Annotated in this window: 13 protein-coding genes and 8 pseudogenes; 12 read left to right on the forward strand and 9 right to left on the reverse strand. The window is 39.7% G+C overall.

Annotated elements, in window-relative coordinates; genetic code table 11:
* The first annotated feature begins 197 nt into the window (after positions 1-197).
* The 6 genes and pseudogenes from ACSLFW_RS08045 (at position 198) to ACSLFW_RS08070 (ending at position 5,414) form a co-directional block, all read left to right on the forward strand.
* On the forward strand, positions 198-413 hold the full coding sequence (locus tag ACSLFW_RS08045) for a hypothetical protein (protein ID WP_436555334.1): 216 nt from the start codon (positions 198-200) through the stop codon (positions 411-413).
* A gap of 122 nt (positions 414-535) precedes the next feature.
* Positions 536-2,164 carry a peptidylprolyl isomerase gene (locus ACSLFW_RS08050; RefSeq protein WP_436555335.1) on the forward strand — a complete coding sequence of 543 codons (1,629 nt, stop codon included), beginning with the start codon at positions 536-538 and terminating at the stop codon, positions 2,162-2,164.
* Positions 2,165-2,404 carry a hypothetical protein gene (locus ACSLFW_RS08055; RefSeq protein ID WP_436555336.1) on the forward strand — a complete coding sequence of 80 codons (240 nt, stop codon included), beginning with the start codon at positions 2,165-2,167 and terminating at the stop codon, positions 2,402-2,404.
* Entirely contained in the window at positions 2,374-3,015 is a 642-nt protein-coding gene (locus ACSLFW_RS08060; RefSeq protein ID WP_436555337.1) for a hypothetical protein, read from the forward strand. Before ACSLFW_RS08055 ends, ACSLFW_RS08060 begins: the two co-directional genes overlap by 31 nt.
* A pseudogene (locus tag ACSLFW_RS08065) lies at positions 2,978-4,404 on the forward strand (peptidylprolyl isomerase). Before ACSLFW_RS08060 ends, ACSLFW_RS08065 begins: the two are co-directional and overlap by 38 nt.
* 56 nt (positions 4,405-4,460) lie before the next feature.
* Positions 4,461-5,414: pseudogene (locus ACSLFW_RS08070) on the forward strand (AAA family ATPase).
* 53 nt (positions 5,415-5,467) lie between these two features.
* Here the strand turns inward: ACSLFW_RS08070 and ACSLFW_RS08075 are convergent.
* Positions 5,468-6,577 (reverse strand): hypothetical protein, encoded by a 1,110-nt coding sequence (locus ACSLFW_RS08075; protein WP_436555338.1) that lies wholly within the window; start codon positions 6,575-6,577, stop codon positions 5,468-5,470.
* A 412-nt stretch (positions 6,578-6,989) separates the two neighbouring features.
* Here ACSLFW_RS08075 and ACSLFW_RS08080 point away from each other — a divergent pair.
* Positions 6,990-9,256: pseudogene (locus tag ACSLFW_RS08080) on the forward strand (aconitate hydratase).
* Positions 9,257-9,331: 75 nt separating this feature from the next.
* Here ACSLFW_RS08080 and ACSLFW_RS08085 read toward each other — a convergent pair.
* From ACSLFW_RS08085 to ACSLFW_RS08105, 5 genes and pseudogenes are all read right to left on the reverse strand, one after another.
* Positions 9,332-10,294: a hypothetical protein gene (locus tag ACSLFW_RS08085; RefSeq protein WP_436555339.1), complete on the reverse strand. Its 963-nt coding sequence runs from the start codon at positions 10,292-10,294 to the stop codon at positions 9,332-9,334.
* A gap of 106 nt (positions 10,295-10,400) precedes the next feature.
* On the reverse strand, positions 10,401-10,859 hold the full coding sequence (locus ACSLFW_RS08090) for a DinB family protein (RefSeq protein ID WP_436555340.1): 459 nt from the start codon (positions 10,857-10,859) through the stop codon (positions 10,401-10,403).
* Positions 10,859-11,317 (reverse strand): YciI family protein, encoded by a 459-nt coding sequence (locus ACSLFW_RS08095; protein ID WP_436555341.1) that lies wholly within the window; start codon positions 11,315-11,317, stop codon positions 10,859-10,861. Before ACSLFW_RS08095 ends, ACSLFW_RS08090 begins: the two co-directional genes overlap by 1 nt.
* A 96-nt stretch (positions 11,318-11,413) precedes the next feature.
* A pseudogene (locus ACSLFW_RS08100) lies at positions 11,414-12,861 on the reverse strand (glyceraldehyde-3-phosphate dehydrogenase).
* Between the two features lie 255 nt (positions 12,862-13,116).
* A pseudogene (locus ACSLFW_RS08105) lies at positions 13,117-14,510 on the reverse strand (trypsin-like peptidase domain-containing protein).
* A 134-nt stretch (positions 14,511-14,644) separates the two neighbouring features.
* On the opposite strand from ACSLFW_RS08105, the pseudogene dapF reads away from it, so the two are divergent.
* The 5 genes and pseudogenes from dapF to ACSLFW_RS08130 all read left to right on the forward strand — a co-directional run bounded on the left by dapF (position 14,645) and on the right by ACSLFW_RS08130 (position 18,684).
* Positions 14,645-15,435: pseudogene (gene dapF, locus ACSLFW_RS08110) on the forward strand (diaminopimelate epimerase).
* Positions 15,436-15,457: 22 nt separating this feature from the next.
* The gene (locus tag ACSLFW_RS08115) at positions 15,458-15,985 is read left to right on the forward strand and encodes a GNAT family N-acetyltransferase (protein ID WP_436557399.1); all 528 of its coding nucleotides are present in this window, start codon (positions 15,458-15,460) and stop codon (positions 15,983-15,985) included.
* A gap of 13 nt (positions 15,986-15,998) precedes the next feature.
* A complete protein-coding gene (mltG, locus tag ACSLFW_RS08120; protein ID WP_436555342.1) occupies positions 15,999-17,039 on the forward strand; it encodes an endolytic transglycosylase MltG in 1,041 nt (346 codons plus the stop codon).
* A 1-nt stretch (position 17,040) separates the two neighbouring features.
* Positions 17,041-17,949, forward strand: a complete 909-nt coding sequence (locus ACSLFW_RS08125) for a DUF2279 domain-containing protein (RefSeq protein WP_436555343.1) — start codon at positions 17,041-17,043, stop codon at positions 17,947-17,949.
* A 66-nt stretch (positions 17,950-18,015) separates the two neighbouring features.
* Positions 18,016-18,684, forward strand: coding sequence for a peptidoglycan-binding protein LysM (locus ACSLFW_RS08130; RefSeq protein WP_436557400.1), 669 nt, complete (start codon positions 18,016-18,018; stop codon positions 18,682-18,684).
* A 54-nt stretch (positions 18,685-18,738) separates the two neighbouring features.
* Here the strand turns inward: ACSLFW_RS08130 and ACSLFW_RS08135 are convergent.
* The 3 genes and pseudogenes from ACSLFW_RS08135 to dnaA all read right to left on the reverse strand — a co-directional run bounded on the left by ACSLFW_RS08135 (position 18,739) and on the right by dnaA (position 21,349).
* A pseudogene (locus ACSLFW_RS08135) lies at positions 18,739-19,453 on the reverse strand (SAM-dependent methyltransferase).
* A complete protein-coding gene (locus ACSLFW_RS08140; RefSeq protein WP_436555344.1) occupies positions 19,450-19,917 on the reverse strand; it encodes a low molecular weight protein-tyrosine-phosphatase in 468 nt (155 codons plus the stop codon). Before ACSLFW_RS08140 ends, ACSLFW_RS08135 begins: the two are co-directional and overlap by 4 nt.
* A gap of 3 nt (positions 19,918-19,920) precedes the next feature.
* Positions 19,921-21,349, reverse strand: a pseudogene (dnaA, locus tag ACSLFW_RS08145) (chromosomal replication initiator protein DnaA).
* Positions 21,350-21,414 lie beyond the last annotated feature (65 nt).

The following is a 21,414-nucleotide window of genomic DNA, read 5'->3' on the forward strand; positions in this document are numbered from 1 at the left end:
CAAAGGTTTCAGCGTTTTCTTAATATCTCATTTAATTTTTTGTTAATAGTATACAACATACTTGCATAATGTATTTGAATTGTTAATTTTGTTGGCGTTATTGACTAAAAATAAATCAATTATTATCGGTTTCCCGATGTTGATTTCCCTGTAAATATTAATAATACGCTTTAACTTTATTTGAAAATATTGTAATAATGAAAATGAAACATTTGTTCTTCGGTCTGTTGTTAGGCCTGAATGTTGCAGCCCACGCGCAAAGCATAAAAAAAGAAGTCCTTTTCTCAATCGATGACAAACCGTATTACACAGACGAATTTGCAAGGGTTTACAAAAAAAATATTGATCTTGTTAAAGACGAATCCCAAAAGATCTCAACCAATATCTTGAACTTTTCATTGGTTACAAATTAAAAATCAACAAAGCCAATAAACTCGGGCTTCAGAACAATCCGAAATACCAGACGGAATTAAAATCCTACAGAACCCAGCTTGCCAAAAATTACCTTACCGATTCAAAAGTCACCAAGGAATTAATGGAAGAAGCTTACCAACGCTACAAAAAGGAAATTAAGGCTTCGCACATTTTATTAATGGTTGACGAAAATGCTACTCCGGAAGACACTTTAAAAGCTTACAGGCAAATTCAGGATATCCGCAAGAAAGCAATTGCCGGTGAAGATTTTGGAAAATTGGCAGCACTATATTCGCAAGATCCTTCAGCGAAAGACAACAAAGGCGAATTGGGCTGGTTTTCCGCATTCAGAATGGTGTATGCTTTTGAATCAGGTGCTTTTAAAACCAAGAAAGGCGAAATTTCAAACCCGATAAGAACGCGTTTTGGCTACCATTTAATCAAAGTTGAAGACGTTCGTGACAACAGAGGGGAAGTTAGCGTAGAGCACATCATGATCACTAAACCTTCTGATGCTACTCAAGGCACTAAAGCTAAATCAACAATTGATGATATCTACAAAAAAGTGCAGCAAGGCGAAAATTTCGAAAGCCTCGCGCAGCAATATTCTGAAGACAAATCATCTTCATCAAAAGGAGGTTCGCTTGGCCGATTTGGGTCGGGTGACTTGAGTTCTGAAGAATTTGAAGATGTTGCTTTTTCACTTACGAAAGAAAATCCGATTTCTAAGCCGTTCGAAAGCCAGTTCGGGTGGCATATTGTGAAATTAACGGATAAATATCCGCTAAAAACTTACGATGAAATGGAATCTGATTTGGATGCGAAAATCAGGAAAGACGACCGTTCGCGATTGATTACGAATTCAATGAACGAAAAATTGCGCAAGAAATTCGCCATAAAAACAAATGATAAATTGTTTGCCGCGACTTCAAAAGCAGTTACTAACGATTTTTATACCGGTAAATGGAATGTTCCAACAGATACAAAACCTTATGATGCGCCATTATTCAAAGTAAATGATAAAGCCGTTACCGGAACTGATTTTCTTAAATACCTGAGTACAAGGCAAAAAGGTGCCGAAAGCGAAATCAAACCAATTAATAAATTGGTCGATAAATATTACCAAACTTTCATAGATGATCAATTAACGGCTTATTACAACGATAATCTTGAAGGAGAATTTCCGGAATTTGCCGACGTGATGGAAGAATACAGAGACGGACTTCTACTATTTGATTTGATGGAAAAAGAAATCTGGGAAAAGTCTAAAACCGACACGCTTGGTCTTGATAATTTCTACAAAGCCAACCTGAAAAACTATAAATGGAAAAACAGGGTTGATGCAATAGTCGCTTCTTCAACAAAAGAAGATATTATCAAAAAGACAGAAAAAATGCTGAAACAAGGCAAAACACCTGCCGAAATTAAAGCAAAACTCAACACCAAAGACAAAGTTGAAGTCATGATCAATGAAGGTGTTTTTGAAGAAGGCGCCGAAGTATTGCCGACCAACGTAAAAGCGGCAACAGGCGTAACAGAACCAATCAAGAAAGGCGATTACTTTTTTGTAGCCAAAGTGAACAAAGTCATTCCTGAAAGTACAAAAACATTGGAGGAATGCAAAGGAAAAGCCATCAACGATTATCAGCAATATCTTGAGCAAAACTGGGTTTCTGACCTGAAAAAAGAATTCAAAATCAACGTCAACAAAGATGTTTTTGAAAGGGTAAAGGCAACCATTAAATCCTAAATGATCCGCAAAGTATATATACTGATAATTTTCATATCCGTTGCTTCATGCAGTTACTTCAAGCCTGAAGCAAAACCCGAAGCCATTGCGAGAGTTGGAGATTCCTATTTATACAAAACAGACATTGCTGATTTAATTCCGGCCGGAACCAAAAAGAAGACAGCGTTGTCATCGTCAAGAATTTTATCGACCGCTGGGCATCGCAAAAATTGCTCATCAATAAAGCTGAAATCAACCTGAGCGAAGCTATGAAAGCCGAGTTCAATACGCTCATAAAACAGTATAAAATCGATTTGTATACGAAAGCTTACATCGAAGAAATCGTAAAACAATCAGTTGATACTTTGATTCCGGAACAGGAATTAAAAAAATATTACGACGAGAATAAGGAGAATTTCAGGACAAACGGAATGCTGGTGCGGCTTCGCTACATTAACCTTCCAAAAGACCACCCGAAGTTTTCAACGATAAGAAGCAAATTTTTTGATTTCAGGAAATCAGACCGCAAATTCTGGGCGACTTATCAATTACAATTTAAAAATTCAGCACTCAATGATTCAGTCTGGGTAGCGATGAACGAAATATACAGGAAATTGCCTTTTATAACGCCTGAAAATCGCGAAGCCTACATGTCGGCCGGCGCATCTTTCCAGAAACCGGAAGGGAACGACATTTATCTGGTGCGCATTATTGATGTTATAGACAAAAATCAGGTGAGCCCGTATGCTTATTTAAAACCGACTTTGCAACAGGTGATTTTAAACCGGCGAAAATTAGAATTAATTAAAAAATTTGAAAAAGAGATTACTGATGATGCAATCAAAGACAATAAATATGAAATTTATAAATAAGACGACCTTACTTTTTCTGTTTTCTACGTTGGCGATTTTTACCGCCAACGCGCAGGAAGTCATTAAAGACGCAGTTGCTGAGACCAAGACAAACGTGCAGCAGAAAAAGCAAAAAGTAGACGGAATCGTCGCCACTGTTGGAGATTACCTGATTCTCGATTCAGATGTTGACAAAGCATTGCTTGAAATTTCCGCGCAAGGAAATTCGGTAAAGATATCGACAGGTGCCAGATTTTAGGAAGCATCCTAGAAGACAGGCTCTATGCGCATCAGGCAGTTCAGGACAGTATCGTGGTTTCTGATGCAGAAATCAACAGCATGATGGATGAGAAAATCAGCAGCATGCTCGAGCAGAGCAACAAGAACATGAGTGATCTTATTGCGTTTTATCATAAAAACACGGAAGAGGAGTTTCGCTCTTTTTTCTTCGAAATCTTAAGGATGAATAAGCTTTCTTCAGATATGAGAAAGAAAATTGTCGACAAAGTCGAAATCACGCCTGAAGAAGTACGCAATTATTTTAAGAAAATTCCACAGGAAGATTTACCAGTTTTTGGTGACGAACTCGAAGTTTCGCAGATCGTTATCAAACCGAAAGTAACGCAGGAAGAAGAACAAAAAGTAATTGATAAACTCAACCAATTCAAGAAAGAAGTCCAGGAAGGTGCGAGTTTCTTCAGTAAAGCCGTTTTGTATTCGCAGGATCCGGGCTCAAAATCCAACGGAGGATTTTATAAGATGAATAGAAAAACGCCATTTATCAAAGAATTTAAAGATGTGGCATTCAGTCTTGCGGAAGGTGAAATTTCTGCACCATTCAAGACGATATATGGCTGGCATATCATTTATGTTGAAAAAATCCGCGGACAGGAAATCGACCTTCGCCATATTCTTTTAGTTCCTAAAATTTCTGATGAGTCATTAAAAGAAGCAAAAGAAGCGATCATCAATGTGCGCAATAAAATTGTTGGTGGCGAAATCTCTTTTGCTGATGCTGCCAGAAGTGCTTCTGACGAAAAAGAAACCAAAACCAATGGTGGTGCTTTGATCAATCCGAGGACGCTTGATACGAAATTCGAGCTGACAAAAATGGATCCAAGCCTTTACGGACAGGTTTCCAACTTGCAAACCGGAGAAATTTCGCAGCCTTTTATGGATGAAGATGAAACCAATCAAAAAGTATATAAGATCATAACAGTAACGAACAGGATTCCGTCGCATACCGCAGATTATGCCAAAGATTATCTCAGGATTAAAGATTTGGCGCTGAAATCAAAACAAATCGAAGAAATCGGTAAGTGAACCAACGAAAAAATCAAGGAAACTTACATCAAAATCAATGGCGAATACCGCGATTGCGTATTCACAAGCAATTGGTTGAAAAAATAATACTTACATTTATCAGTTAGCAGTAACTTATAATTCACAATTCATACTCATACAATATGTCTGACGTTGCAGCAATAGAAAATTTAGTTCAGAAAAGAAACGAACTCAAAAGAGAAATCTCCAAAATAATCGTAGGCCAGGAAGAAGTCGTAGACCAGATACTTTTAAGTATATTTTCAGGTGGGCACGCGCTTTTGGTTGGTGTTCCCGGATTGGCGAAAACATTGATGGTCAATACGATTGCGCAAGCTTTGGGATTGAATTTCAAGCGCATCCAGTTTACACCTGATTTGATGCCTTCTGATATTTTGGGAAGTGAAATTTTAGATGAAAGCCGTCAGTTCAAATTCATAAAAGTGACCTATTTTCTCCAACATTATCCTTGCCGATGAAATCAACAGGACGCCGCCAAAAACGCAGGCTGCTTTGCTTGAAGCGATGCAGGAAAGAGCTGTGACAATCGCAGGCCACAATTACAAACTCGATTTGCCTTACTTCGTTTTGGCGACCCAGAATCCGATAGAGCAGGAGGGAACTTATCCGTTGCCGGAAGCACAATTGGACCGTTTCATGTTCTCGATAAAATTGGATTATCCTTCTTTTCAGGAAGAAGTCCAGGTTGTGAAAAGCACCACTTCTGATACGAAAGTTGAGGTTAATCCGCTGTTTTCAGCACAGGAAATCATCGATTTTCAGCATTTGATCCGTCGTGTTCCCGTGGCTGATAACGTAATCGAATATGCCGTTACATTGGTAAGCAAAACCCGTCCGGATAATGCATTGTCCAATGATTTCATCAAAAATTACATCGATTGGGGCGCAGGCCAAGGGCATCACAAAATTTAATTCTTGCGGCAAAAGCCCACGCTGCCTTCAACGGGAAATTTTCTCCGAACATTGAAGATGTAAAAGCAGTAGCAACCGGAATTTTGAGACATCGTGTCGTGAAAAACTACAAGGCAGATGCAGAAGGCATTACGATTGAAAAAATCATCGCTTCTTTATACTAAGCTTTAAAAATTACTATAAAAAAGTCTGTTGAGAATTGTCTTAACGGACTTTTTTAATGATTTAATTTTGCGTCAAGTTCAGCGTCGTAAAAGAATAAAAACATACTGCCCATCATGTCCTGGTTTTCATTTGTTGTATTGTTGACATCGAGAATTAACTCATAATCGTGATTTCCGTATAGCCAAATACCTTTTTCTGAACTGAATTGAGGCACACTTTCCAAACCAATTTTAGTGGTGTAATTTTTAATATTACTTGTAAAAACAGCTTTGTTGGCCGTCTTGTCAAATAAACGAATAGCCGTCGCAAAAGGATGCACATGAATAGCAGCAGCATGTAAACGAAGGCTGTCTTTAATTTGTAACTGCCCGTTGGCGGAACTTCTGTAAGTGTTTTTTCCAACCGGAATTACCCAATGACCTGATAATTTATTGCCCTTGCCATCTTCATAAGTATGGTTCTTGGTTTCTACCGGAATGCACGAATTGCTGCCCGGATCAAGCGGATCTTTGTATGGATCTTCCTTGTCAAAAGGCAGCATGATAAAAACAGTTCGGCTCATCAACGGCTTTTCTGTTTGGGATGAATAACTGATGGTTACTTCATGTTTTATCCATTTGGTAATATCTTTGATGTTATGGTTCAGTGATTCCGTCGTAACGAAAAGCAAATCATTTCCTCTCATCGGAACACCGAAACCTTTCGGGAACTCGAAATTTTCCATGCCATTAGATAACGAAGTAAGCCGAGGATATTGGGAACCTATGCGTGCATTCAGATTGAAATTACTGTAATATTTTACATCGTTAAAATCAATATTAGTATGGCAGATAAAATCATTGGAGAGTTTCTCTCCGGTTTTCGCATCCAGCGCTTCAACATTAAAACCGGTCATCCACAATAGAGTTGAATCTTTTGACAATTGCACATAATTCGAAGATTTTGGTCCCTCCATCGATTTGTAAATGCCATCGATAAGAAATGTCGGCGAAACCATCGCATATTTTCCGAAAGTATCAGTCACATTCCATTCGCTGTCGACCAACCCGGTTTTATATAGGAATGTGGTTTTGATAATGGCTTTATGGCGGTTTGTAAGTTGGGAATATACGATACAGCTGATAAGCACCAGTAGCAATATTCCGAATGCAAAAAATTTCAATATCTTCTTTTTACGTGCCATTCTGAACAAACTTACAATATTGTTTTCTGTTGAAAAAATCCAAACTAAAAATCCGGAACTTACAAAGCAAAGATTTAAAGCTCTTTTTTGCGAACTTCACGAAAAAAATCGCGCCTTTGCGGTAAAAATGACAGCGTAAACCTAATTTAGAAAGGTTCTTTTTATTTTAAACCACCAGAAACATTTCCCAAATTCCGAATTTGATAAAAAAAATACTTTAAATTAACAATTACCTAATATTTTAATTTAAATCAAAAATTTATTTAATAATAATCACTAAAATTCAATTTTTGACAATAATAATCTTTTGAAACGTGTCTTTTATTAAAAATAGTTCAACTATGCAGGGAAATGCTTAAATTTGCACTGCAAACAAACAATATATTAGAATATGGCTTTTGATATTGAAATGATTAAAAAAGTGTATGGGAATATGACTACTCGTGTCGACATCGCACGCGAAATTGTCGGTCGACCACTTACACTCACAGAAAAGATTTTATACAACCATTTATGGGAGCAAACACCTTCGCAAGCATTCACCCGCGGTAAAGATTACGTAGATTTCGCTCCCGACCGTGTTGCCTGCCAGGATGCGACCGCACAAATGGCTTTATTGCAATTCATGCACGCCGGAAAACCAAAAGTGGCAGTGCCGACAACCGTTCATTGTGACCACCTAATTCAGGCAAAAGTTGATGCTGTCACTGATTTGGCACGTGCTAAAACACAAAGCAACGAAGTTTTTGATTTTCTTTCCTCAGTATCTAATAAATACGGAATCGGCTTCTGGAAACCGGGTGCAGGAATAATACACCAGGTGGTTTTGGAAAATTATGCTTTTCCGGGCGGAATGATGATTGGAACCGATTCGCACACTGTAAATGCAGGCGGACTTGGAATGATCGCCATCGGAGTTGGTGGTGCTGATGCCGTTGACGTAATGTCGGGTATGGCTTGGGAATTGAAATTTCCGAAATTAATAGGTGTAAAATTGACCGGAAAATTATCAGGTTGGACAGCGCCAAAAGACGTCATCCTTAAAGTTGCCGGAATCCTGACTGTAAAAGGAGGAACAGGAGCTATTGTTGAATATTTCGGAGAAGGCGCCACAGCAATGTCATGTACCGGAAAAGGAACGATTTGTAATATGGGAGCTGAAATCGGCGCAACGACTTCAACTTTCGGATACGACGAATCAATTAACTGTTACCTTCGTTCAACTGACCGCGCCGATGTAGCAGATGAAGCCAATAAAATTAAAGATTACCTTACTGCAGATCCGGAAGTTTATGCAAATCCGAAGCAATATTTCGATCAGGTAATTGAAATTAATCTATCAGAATTGGAGCCATATTTGAATGGTCCTTTACCCCGGACTTGGCTACGCCGATTTCTAAAATGAAAGAAGAAGCCATCAAAAACAACTGGCCTTTGAAAATTGACGTCGGTTTGATTGGTTCTTGTACGAATTCATCTTACGAGGATATTTCCCGTGCTGCTTCGCTTGCCAAACAAGTGGCCGATAAAAATCTTGTTACCAAATCTAAATTTACGATTACACCAGGTTCTGAACTCGTGCGTTATACAATAGAACGTGACGGATTTATCGATACTTTTGATAAAATCGGCGCGACTGTTTTTGCCAATGCCTGCGGAACCGTGTATCGGTATGTGGGACAGGGAAGGTGCTGAAAAAGAAGAGCGCAACACAATTGTGCATTCTTTCAATCGTAACTTTTCTAAAAGAGCCGACGGTAACCCAAATACACTTGCCTTCGTAGGTTCGCCAGAATTGGTTACTGCCTTGGCAATCGCCGGAGATTTATCTTTCAACCCACTGACTGATACGCTAATCAACGAAGATGGAGAAGAAGTAAAACTCGACGAACCAACCGGAGATGAATTGCCGCCAAAAGGTTTCGACGTTGAAGACGCAGGTTTCCAGGGCACCGGCTGTTGACGGCTCAGGTGTTCAGGTTGTGGTGAGCCCGACTTCGGAAAGACTGCAGTTACTTGCGCCATTCTTACCGTGGGATGGCAAAAATATCACAGGCGCTAAATTACTCATCAAGGCTTGGGAAAATGTACAACTGACCATATTTCGATGGCAGGTCCGTGGTTGCGTTTCCGTGGACACCTCGATAATATTTCGAATAATATGCTGATTGGTGCTATCAACGCATTCAACCAAAAAGCCAATTCAGTGAAAAGCCAATTAACAGGCGAATATGACACGGTTCCTGCTGTTCAGCGTTCTTACAAAGCTGCGGGAATTCCGTCGATTGTTGTAGGTGACCATAATTACGGTGAAGGTTCTTCGCGTGAGCATGCTGCTATGGAGCCACGTTTTCTTGGTGTGAAAGCGGTTTTGGTGAAATCTTTCGCCCGTATCCACGAAACGAATTTGAAAAACAGGGAATGTTGGCGCTTACATTTGCCAATGAGGCCGATTACGATAAAATCCAGGAAAATGACACCATCAATTTCACGAATCTTGTTGATTTTGCTCCGGGCGTTCCATTGACATTGGAATTCGCACACACTGACGGAAGCGTCGATGTGATTTTGGCGAATCATACTTATAACGAAGGCCAGATTGGCTGGTTTAAAGCTGGATCAGCACTCAACCTGATTGCAGCCGCAGGAAATGCATAAAATTTAATATTCAAATCAATAAAAACGCCTTATGAAAATAAGGCGTTTTTGTTTATAACAATAATCAAATAAAAATCAAGGAAGATTGAAGATATGCACCGACTGGTCTTTGTAATCCTGATAAGAAGGCTGGTCAGATTTTGCCTTGTCTGAAACTACGACGATTTGCGTTGCAGATATAAACGAAATACCTTCAATATTGCCGTAAAGTACATTGCTTCCGGCACCAACCACACCGCTGCTGCTGCCTTTTGGTAATTCATAAGCCGTTCCGCCTGTGATTGTCCAGGAAGTGCTGCTTAATGTGCCAATCCAGATTTGGGAATCTTCCTGCGAAGTGATGGCGACTTTATTTCCGTAAACCGCAATGTCTGAATAATCATTGAAAGTCACAGAAGACGGCAATGTAATTTCAGCAACCAATTCCCATTTACTGCTGGTTTTCTTCAGCACGGGAATTTTTCCTGTGCCTTCAACTAATCCCAAAAGATAATCTTCGCCACCGCGAAAAACCCAACTGATGCCTTCAAAAGCCTTATTGCTGTTGGAAGAAGTGAAATTATAATCCGCCCACATATTGTTCTGGTAAGTCATTGATGAATTATATTCGCGGATGCGTGGCTGGTAAACACCGCTTCCTTTGCTGACCGATTCTTCAACTACGAAGAAATTTGGCGTACCATTGCTGTCGTAAGCGATACCTTCAAAGTTTGAAGTGCCAGAACCCGAACTGAGCATGCTATTCTGAGAACTGTTTTGCGGAAACGTGCTTTTGATTTTCGCAATCTTATACAAATTGTCACACGGAATGTAGAAGTAGCCGTCAAGATAATAAACGCCGCTTGCCTCGAAATCGTCGTCGCTGTCGTAACCCGGTAAAAGTTTATAGAGCTTGGCTTCGGCAACAGGTGCTGATAAAACTGTTGCTCCAGCGATTTTTGATGCAGATTTTAGATTTTGTTCATTGCTGTCATCGTTGGTTTGGCAGGAAATTGCTAATAAAAGCAAGGCCGCTGCAGTAATAGATATTTTTTTCATAATAGGTTAGGAATTTGGTTTTCCAAAATTCCGTAACATATTTGAGCTGCAGGTTTCCCTGGTGTTACTATTATATTATGAAAGAAATGGGTTTGTTAGGAAGTGGTTATGGATGCTTCGCCAACAATACAATCTGCCCTAAATGATAAGCATCATGCTGGATGATACCGTGGATGTGTTCGTAATGGGTGTGTCCGTTCATAGGATGTACGGTTTCTAACTGGTCGTTTTTCATCTGGTTCAGAAAAGTTTCCCATTCCGTTTCTGAAACCTTTAAACGCTCGATTGTATTTTTCCAGGCTGTCGCCGATGTATCTTCAACAGGAAGAAAATAATTGTGTTCAGGCGTTTTCAACGTCTTTCCGTGAACGCGTTGCAGTACGTTTTTACGCCATTCGATAATGTGATTGGTGATTTCCCAAATCGAATTCCGGTTAACGACTTTCTTTTCAGCAGCTTTTTCTGCGGTGATATTTTCGAGCGTTCCGATCAGCGTGACATCCAGCCACGGGTCACCATCGAAAAGGTTTTCAAAAAGTGTCAGTATGCGTTTCGGTTCTTTCATCAGTGTTTTTGTTTTTCGATTTTTTCATGCACTTTCAGGTATTCTGGCAGTGCTGCCGAGCCGTACCAGGTATACATTTCTACATCAAGAATTTTTGCTTTTATGGCCGGATCTGTTTGCAGTAGCGCTTCTGCTTCTTCGGTTGTTTTTACATTGAGAATAAAAATCCCGCGATAGGTTTTGTCGTTTTTACCTAAAGGGCAGGCCACAACTAATTTCCCTTCAGTTGCAAGTCGACCAATATTGTCCATGTGGCCGCGGAATAATGTGTTGCGCTTTTCCTTGTCTTGCGTAGTATTGCTTCCGGTTTTTAAAATGACGAGGACATAGGCTTTCATCCCATATTCATCGGCGCCAAGCGATTCTGCTAATGCCTTGTCGTATTTTGGATTATCAGTTTGTGCTTTTACACCTGAAAAAACCAACAGTAACAGACTGATATATAATAATTTTTTCATGCAATATTTAATGTGTTACCTCAAATTTACATAAATTATATAAAAAATCCGTCCCGAATTAACGAAACGGATTTTTCAAAATCTAAAATCTGAATCCTAGTAATAAGTATATCTTCTTACTTTTGCGATATATTTCGCCAAACGAATCACCTGATGGCTGTAGCCGAATTCATTATCATACCAAACATAAAGTACGATGTTCTTCCCGTCTGCAGAAACTATTGTGGCATTGCTGTCATAAATCGACGGGGCAGAAGTACCCACGATATCAGATGAAACAAGCTCATTGCTCAGTGAATATTTAATTTGCTCAACCAATTCGCCTTCCAATGCATATTTTTTCATGATGGCATTGACTTCCTCGATTGAAGTTGGTTTTGATACTTCAAGATTTAAGACGACCAATGAACCGTTAGGAACAGGAACACGAATTGCATTCGATGTCAGTTTTCCGGCAAGGCTTGGCAATGCTTTTGCGACGGCGCTTCCGGCACCGGTTTCGGTAATGACCATGTTAAGTGCAGCGGCTCTTCCGCGGCGGTATTTTTGTGCATGTTATCAACGAGATTCTGGTCGTTAGTATAGGCGTGGATGGTTTCCAAATGTCCTTTTACAACACCCAAAGTATCTTCAACAGCCTTTAAAATAGGCGTAATGGCATTCGTAGTGCAGGAAGCGGCTGAAAAAATAGTCACTTCGTCCGGATTGAAATCTTTCTGGTTTACGCCGTGAACGATATTCGGAATTCCTTTTCCTGGTGCGGTCAAAAGTACTTTTTCAACACCTTTTGAAACCAAATGCCTTTCTAAAGCTTCTTTTGTCGTAAAAGCGCCAGTGTTGTCAATTACCAATGCATCGTCGATTCCGTATTTGGTATAATCAATGTCTTCGGGAGCATTTGCAGTGATGATGTGAACGGTCGTTCCGTTGATAATCAAAGCGTTATTTTCGGGATCAGCAATCACAGAACCCTGAAAATCACCGTGGATAGAGTCATAACGAAGCAATGAAGCTCTTTTTTCAAGGCTTGATGCGTCGTTTTTATCTCTTGTGACAATTGCTCTCAAACGCAGTTGATTGCCTTTGCCCATTTTCGACATTAATTCTCTGGCGAGTAACCTTCCGATCCTTCCAAAACCGTATAACACAACGTCTTTTGATTGTATTCCTTTGGTGTCTTTCGCATTTTTTAATTTATCAACGACGAATGATTTCGCGTCGTGGTAACGGTCGTCCTCAAGGTGAAATTCATAAGTAAGCTTCCCGATATCGAGCTTTGAAGGTGGCAAATCCAAAGAAAGAATCGCTTTGGCAATCTCAACTGAATCAAATACAGAAATCGGTTTTCCGACAAATTCACCCGCATATTCGTGCAGGTTGATGATGTCGCTTACATTGCGGTCAATCAATTGGTTCCGGAAAAGCACCATTTCGATGGATTTTTCATACCATAAATCGCTTACGATTTTAATAAATTCAACGCCGGCGCGCCTTCTGTCAGCCTGAAAAGACAATTCTCTTTCGTACAAAGCGGTATTGTTCATTCGTTTGAAGATAAAGTAGTTAGTTGTTTATTTTTAATTTTAACTCCGTTCAGTTCGGCCTTTGGCCTCGGGTGGTGCAAAAGTAAACAACTATAACGTTTTCGTAAAATATTTTAAGTAATATTTGATATAAAAATTTAAAGCCACGAATTGCACGAATTTCCACAAATGTAATTCGTGAAAATTCGTGCAATTCGTGGCGAAAAAAACCTGCCCACTTGAGCAGGTTGATTGATATAAATTTATTTTCTGATTTTATAAAATGAAACGTACCCGCTGACCGCCAGCCGTAATCATATCAATCTGAACGCCTTCATCATCACCGACATTTGATAACAATTTCGATACTGTTGTCAAATCTGTCGCATCATCATTATTGATGTGAAGGATGATGCCGCCTTTCAAATCATTGGCATAAGCGCGCAAACGGTCATTGTCGACATCGGTAATTTTTACGCCAAAAGGAATTCGGAATTTTTTCTTCTCAACTGCAGACAAATCATCAAGCTGCAATCCTTTGAAAGAAGTATTTGACAATTCATTTTTGGTAAGCGTTACGGGAACCGTCATTCGTTTTTCATCGCGAATAAAAGTTACCTGAACCTTATCGTTCGGGCGTTTCGTACTGATATAAGCATTGATGTCGGCGAAAGAAGAAATGTTGGCATTATCGAGTTTTACAATGATGTCGCCTTTTGTCAAGCCGGCTTTTTGCGCTCCTGAATTTCTTTCTACACCGTTTACGTAAAAGCCTTCGGTTTCAGGAATGCCAAGTTCTTGTGAAGTTGGCCCATTCGATTCTGCACCTCTTACGCCTAAAATGCCGCGTTGCACATTGCCGAATTCCATAATATCTTCGATAATTTTTCGGGTAACATTCGACGGAATGGCAAAGGAATAACCTACATAAGAACCGGTTTGCGAAGAAATCATCGTGTTAATTCCAACTAATTCACCACGTGTATTGACAAGCGCGCCGCCGCTATTTCCCGGATTTACAGCAGCATCCGTCTGGATAAATGACTGGATTCCGGCAGTGTCTAAATTCCTCGCTTTGCCGAAACAATTCCGGCCGTAACCGTAGAAGTCAAATTATATGGATTTCCAACCGCCAACACCCATTCACCAACTTTTACATTATCAGAATCTGCAAAAGTAGAGTAAGGCAGTTTTTCATCCGTATCGATTTTCAAAAGCGCAATATCCATTTTTGAATCGGTTCCGATGAGTTTCGCTTTATAAACTTTTTTATTATTTAAAGTAATTTCCAAATCTGAAGCATCCTTTACGACGTGGTTGTTGGTAACAATATAACCATCTTCAGAAATGATTACGCCTGAGCCTGTACCAACTTGTTCCTGCTGTTGTCCGCCACGGTAACCAAAATAGTAATCAATCGGGTTATAAACCGTTCGATATGAAACGTTCTTTACGTGAACGACCGAATGCACAGCCTTATCAGCAGCTTCAGTAAAATCAACAGTTTCACCTGAAAATCCAACGGTTTTCGAATAATTTTCTGGTGCAACAGTAACAACAGGATGCCTTTTTGCCATCAATCCGCCATCATCAAATAATAACTTGTAAGCGCCGAGCGTTGTGGCGCCGCTTAACAAAGAGACTAAAAATAAGCTCGAAAATCTTTTCATTTTGATAATAATAATTTAGTTATTTAACGTCAAAATTATACATTTTGCATATTCATAAAAACAGTTTAACACACGATTAACGGTGATTAACTTTTCATTAATATTTGTACCTTTACGACAGTAATTTCTTTGTAATGAAACTCCAGTTTTTTAAATACCAAGGCACCGGAAACGACTTCGTAATGATTGATAATCGCGATGGAATTTTCCCAAAAATGATACCAAACTTGTCGAAAAATTGTGCGACAGGAGATTTGGGATTGGCGCTGACGGCTTGATTTTACTGGAAAATGATGTAACGAATGATTTCCGAATGGTTTACTACAACTCCGACGGTAACGAAAGCTCGATGTGCGGTAACGGCGGAAGATGTTTAGTCGCTTTCGCGGAAAGCCTCGGCGTTATCAACAATGAAACTACTTTTATCGCTACTGACGGATTGCATTATGCCACAATTTCAGAAGACATTGTCTCATTGCAGATGAAAGATGTCGATAATATTAAAATTGCCGAAGGTTACGTTTTCCTCGACACCGGTTCGCCACATCATGTTTTAATGACTGACGATTTAAAAAAAGTGGATATCAAAATTGAAGGGGCAAAAATCCGTTATTCGGAATTGTACGGTGAAAAAGGCAGCAATGTCAATTTTGTAAAGCAAAAATCAGAGGATACTTTCTCGGTACGTACCTACGAACGCGGCGTTGAAGATGAAACTCTATCCTGCGGAACTGGCGTAACAGCTGTTGCCATCGCAATGAAAGCATTAGGAAAAACGCAATCCAATACTATACAATTAAATGTAGAAGGCGGAAAACTCGAAGTTTCGTTTACGCCGATTGAAGGAAGATACACCAATGTTTTCCTCAAAGGTTCGGCGACTTTTGTATTCAAAGGAGAAATTGATATAAATTCGAAACCCTGAAATTTCAAATTCTAATTTTTTGATGATAACCCTCCACGGACAAAACATTCACCTGCGCGCACTCGAACCTGAAGACCTCGATTTTGTCTACGCAGTTGAAAATGATGAATCAATTTGGGAAGTCAGCAACACGCAAACACCCTACAGCAAATTTCTCATCAAACAGTATCTGCAGAATGCACAGCAGGATATTTATGAGGCGAAGCAACTGCGGCTGGCGATTTGTTACAACAAGCAATTCACACCCGTCGGTTTAATTGATTTGTTCGAATTCGACCCCAAAAATCACCGTGCCGGAATCGGGATTTTAATCAAAAGCAGCAGTGACAGAAACTCCGGAATCGGGACGGAAGCGCTCGATCTGCTCATCAATTATTGCTTTACAAAACTCAACCTGAAGCAAATTTTTGCGAATATCGATCCTGAAAATGAAGCAAGTGTCAGGCTTTTTACTAATTTTGAATTCGAAAAAATCGGTATAAAAAAACAATGGAATCTCGTTCGCGGCCAATACAAAGACGAAGCGATGTTCCAATTAATCAATCATTAGTTATAAATCAGTTATGAAATTTAAGAAAATCGCCATCATCCTTTCGCTCGTCATCGTAGTCGCCGCTTCGGTTTACGGTTATATGATTTACAGGAATATATTCGCGCCAAACACCAATTTTGATAAAGAAGAAATTTACATCTATGTTCCGACCGACGCTAATTTTGATCAGGTTGTCAGTATCGTAAAACCTTACGTGAAGGATATTGAACGCTTTAAAATGGTAGCCGAAAAGAAATCCTATCCAACCAACGTAAAATCTGGAAAATTCCTGTTGAAAAACGGAATGAACAGCAACGAAATCATCAATTCGATGCGCCAAAATGTTCCGGTGCAATTGGCTTTCAACAATCAGGAAAGGCTTGAAGATTTTGCAGGAAGGATTGGAAGCCAAATCGAAGCCGACAGTCTTTCGCTATTAAACGCCTTCCGTGATCCGGAATTTTTAAAGGAAAATGGTTTTACTGAAGACAATGTTTTATGCATGTTCGTGCCGAATTCCTATGAATTTTTCTGGAACATCAATGCGACGAAATTTCGCGACCGGATGATTAAAGAATATCGCAAATTCTGGAATGACGAGCGTGTTGCTAAAGCCAAAGCACAAGGGTTGACACCAATTCAGGCAACGATTCTCGCTTCCATCGTACACAAAGAAACCGTAAAAAAAGACGAACGCCCTAAAGTCGCCGGAGTTTATTTGAACCGCCTCAATACCGGAATGAAGCTCGAAGCCGATCCAACCGTGATTTACGCAGTAAAGAAAAATTCAAATGATTTTACACAAGTCATCAAACGTGTATTGAATAAAGATTTGGCGACGAATTCCCCATACAATACTTATATGTATGAAGGTTTGCCACCCGGACCAATTGCCATGCCCGATATCACGGCCATCGATGCTGTACTTAACCCGGAAAAGCACAATTATATTTACTTCTGCGCGAGCATGACCAATTTTGGTTACCATGAATTTGCGGTTACGGCTGCTCAACATGCTGTAAATGCCAGAAAATATAGTGCCTGGATTAGTGCGCAGGGCGTAAAGCGTTAAGTTGAAATTCCCTTTATCCATATTGATTTTTGCTGCTTCATTTCTTGGAAATGCGCAAGGTAAAATCAATCAATTTTTAAAACCTGCCGATTCTTTAAGTTTCCAAAGAAGAAATTTTGTCGTCGGAACCGAAGCTGTTGTCGCAACTGGCGCAATCGTCGGATTAAGCGCACTTTGGTACAACGGCTACCCGAAATCTGATTTCCATTTTATTAATGACAACGCCGAATGGCTGCAAATGGATAAGGCGGGACACGTGTTTTCGTCTTACCACATGGGACGATTCGGTGCTGAATTGTTGCAATGGAGCGGCGCGAATAAAAAATCACAGCTGATTTACGGCAGTACGATTGGTTTCGCTTTTCTTTCGGTTGTTGAGGTAATGGACGGTTATTCTTCTGAATGGGGCGCTTCCTGGGGTGATGTTGCAGCAAATGCAACAGGAACCGTTTTATATGTTTCACAAGAATTAATTTGGAAAGAACAACGCATCACTCCGAAATTTTCATTCCATAAAACCGTCTATGCATCGGCACGGCCAAATGTGCTCGGAAGTTCATTGCAAGAGCAAATCCTGAAAGATTATAATGGGCAGACTTATTGGCTTTCCGCAAATATTCATTCGTTTTTCAAAGAGTCAAAAATTCCAGGTTGGCTGAATTTTGCAGTCGGCTATGGAGCGGAAGGAATGGTAACGGGAAAAGAAGGTCTGATTAACACGATTTTTCTTCCTGAAAAGGAAAGAATCAGGCAGTTTTATTTGAGCTTTGACGTCGATTTGACGAAAATTAATACAAAATCTAATCTTTTAAAGTCCGTTTTCTCGGTTTTCAATACCATCAAGATTCCCGCTCCCACCTTTGAAATCAACAGCTTAGGGAAAGCAAAATTCCATGCTTTGTACTTTTAGAAAACATTAACGTGCTGATTTTCAGATTTCTATTTTAAATCGTATATTTGCAACGTAGAAATTTTGGTGGTGACAGACCCGGAAGAAAACCCAAGTATGATTAAAAAATGGATATATTACACAAGCATCGCATTAGTAGTAGCTTTTATAAGCTCAGGTTTTAAACCAAATCAACACGAAAACCAATCCTGGTTTTATCTTTCTGAAGACAACGAAACGCCACAAATGTTTCCTTCAGCAAAAGTTTCAGATTATCCTGTTGGCAACTTACTTTATACAGGAAAATCTTATACAGGCTTCAAAGAAGCCATCGCATTCAAAGAATCACAAGGTCAGTACAAATTAATCAATTCGTTAGGTTATATGGGCAAATACCAATTTGGTGTAAGCGCATTGAAAGCTATCGGAATTGCCAATTTACCGGCATTTTTAAACAATCCGTTATTACAGGAAAAGGCTTTTAAAGCCCTTCTTGAAAAAAACAAATGGGAATTAAAAGATGAAATTTTACGTTACGAAGGCAAAATCATCGGTGGCGTAAAAGTAACTGAATCCGGAATTTTAGCCGCAGCCCATTTAGGCGGTGCAGGTTCTGTAAAAAAATTCTTCAAAAGCAACGGCACAAGATTTATCAAAGATGATTTTGGGACTTCCATCAGAAGTTATATGAGGGCTTTCGGAGGTTACGACACCTCTTTTATCGTAGCAAATGATGCGCCGACTGTGATTCACTAATCGGTATAATTTATAAAAAAACAAAACTGCTTTTCGGAGCAGTTTTTTTATGTCTTACATTTTGTGAATGATGAAAATCGCAGGCCTGTTGTGCAGATCTACTTTTGTTTTTTTCCAGTCGGAAACGCGCATTGTTTTGATATATTCTGTCGGAAGCGTAATATCTGCAGCCACACACAAATAAGTTGAAGGCTGCAATGCAGCTAAAATGTCTTCAAGCATTTTGTTATTCCGATAAGGCGTTTCGATAAACAATTGTGATTGATTTTTAGTTGCAGAAAGATTCTCCAGGCTTTTCAATGCCGACTTTTTATCAGATTTATCAATCGGCAGATAACCGTTGAAAGCAAAACTTTGCCCATTCATTCCCGAAGCCATAATTGCCAATAATATAGAAGACAGCCGGAACCAAAGGCACGACCTGAATCCCTTTTTCATGCGCAATTTTCGCAATCGCAGCACCGGGATCGGCAACTCCGGGACAACCAGCTTCGCTCATCAATCCGATATTTTTGCCTTCAAGGCAAGGTTTGATCATTTGCTGGTGCTCGGAAATTTCGGTGTGCTTGTTTAACGTGCTGATGCGAAGAGTAGATTGTACTTTTTCAGGCGCGATGCTTTTAATGAATTTTCGCGCCGTTTTCTCATTTTCTACGATATAATCGTCAATGAGATCAATGGTTCTCCTGACCGTTTCAGGCAAAACATCCATAGGATTGGATTCTCCCAATGTGGTCGGAATTAAATATAGTTTTCCTTTTGGCGTCATTCGGTTTCTTTGAGTAATTTCTCGGCAATCAAAGTGCAGGCTTCATCGAGCATCTGGTAAACGGTCACGAATCCATTGTCCAATCCGAAGTAAGGATCCGGAACGTCGACATTTTCTCCGGGAAATAATTCGTCGAGGATCAATTTGACTTTTCCTTTTGCGGTTTCATTTGGTGCATGACGAATGACGTCACGATAATTTGAACCGTCCATTACATAAATATGGTCATAAATTGCAAAATCATCTTTGCTGAAATGACGCGCCCTTTGAATGGAAATATCGAGTCCATTTTTTTTAGCAATGGAAATCGAACGGTGATCAGGTTGCTTACCGACATGAAAATCACCAGTTCCTGCAGAATCGATGCGGAATTTATTTTTTGGAAGTTTGGAGGCTAAAATCCCCTCGGCTAACGGCGAGCGGCAGATATTGCCCAGACAAACCATTAGGATCCTGACTGGCATTTTTTAGAGTGATAATTTCTTGTGGATGTCGTCCACGAATTTTTTGAATTGCTTGTCCGTCGACACTAAATTGTCAACCGTTTTGCAGGCGTGTAAAACCGTTGCGTGGTCGCGATCGCCAATTTGTGAACCGATGTTGGCCAATGACGCTTTCGTGAATTTCTTCGCAAAAAACATCGCCAGTTGTCTTGCCTGAACGACGTGGCGTTTTCTGGTTTTGGATTGCAAAGTATCAATGTCAAGCTGGAAATAATCTGAAACGACTTTTTGGATGTAATCGATAGAAATTTCGCGTTTTACGTTCTTCACGAATTTCTCAACAACTGCTTTCGCCAAATCCAGAGTTACTTCTTTTTTATTGAAAGAAGATTGGGCGATTAACGATATGATAGCGCCTTCAAGTTCACGAACATTCGACTTGATATTTCTAGCCACATATTCGATGATTTCTTCCGGCATATCAACACCGTCACGGTACAATATATTCTTTAAGATAGAAATCCTTGTTTCATAGTCCGGTTGGTGCAATTCGGCTGAAAGTCCCCATTTGAATCTTGACAACAAACGCTGTTCAATGTCCTGCATGTCAACAGGCGCTTTGTCAGAAGTTAAAATTACCTGCTTGCCGTTTTGGTGCAAGTAATTGAAAATATGGAAGAATACATCCTGCGTTCCGGTTTTTCCTGAAAGGAACTGAACGTCATCGATAATCAAAACATCAATCAGCTGATAGAAGTGAATGAAATCGTTGCGATTATTTTTCTTTACAGAATCGATGTATTGCTGCGTGAAGATTTCAGCAGAAATATATAAAACGGTTTTCTCGGGATATTTGTCTTTGATTTCAACGCCGATTGCGTGCGCCAAGTGTGTTTTTCCCAAACCGACACCGCCGAAAATCAACAGCGGGTTGAATGAAGTGCCGCCTGGCTTATTCGCGACAGCCATACCTGCAGAACGTGCCAGTCTATTCGAATCTCCTTCAAGGAAATTGTCAAAACTGTAATTCGCGTTAAGTTGCGATTCAATCTTAAGGTTTCGGATGCCCGGAATAACGAACGGATTTTTTAATTCAGGGTTGAGGTTTTTGAAAGGTGCATCAACTTCCTGGGTTTTCATCGGCGCGCGGTGTGCACTCGGCAATTGTTCCGTAAACGGCTGTTTGTTGCCATAAGTGTTCTCCATTTTGATTTTATAGAGTAACTTTGCGTTTTTTCCGAGTTCTTTGGTAAGTGCGACTTTTAACAATTTGACGTAGTGTTCTTCGAGCCATTCGTAGAAGAATTTACTAGGAACCTGAATATACAATGCGTTATCGGTTAACTCAACTGACTTAATCGGTTCAAACCAAGTTTTGTACGCTTAGTTCATGGATATTATCTTTTATAAATAAGAGACAGTTTTCCCATACTGATTGCGCAGTTTTGTTCATATATTCGTCTAAATTATTTTGTTTGTTAAAAGGTTATCTTACAAAAATGGAAGTGAAACTTCTAC

The organism is Flavobacterium sp. 3HN19-14 (genome assembly GCF_051373205.1).
In the GTDB taxonomy this organism is placed as follows: domain Bacteria; phylum Bacteroidota; class Bacteroidia; order Flavobacteriales; family Flavobacteriaceae; genus Flavobacterium.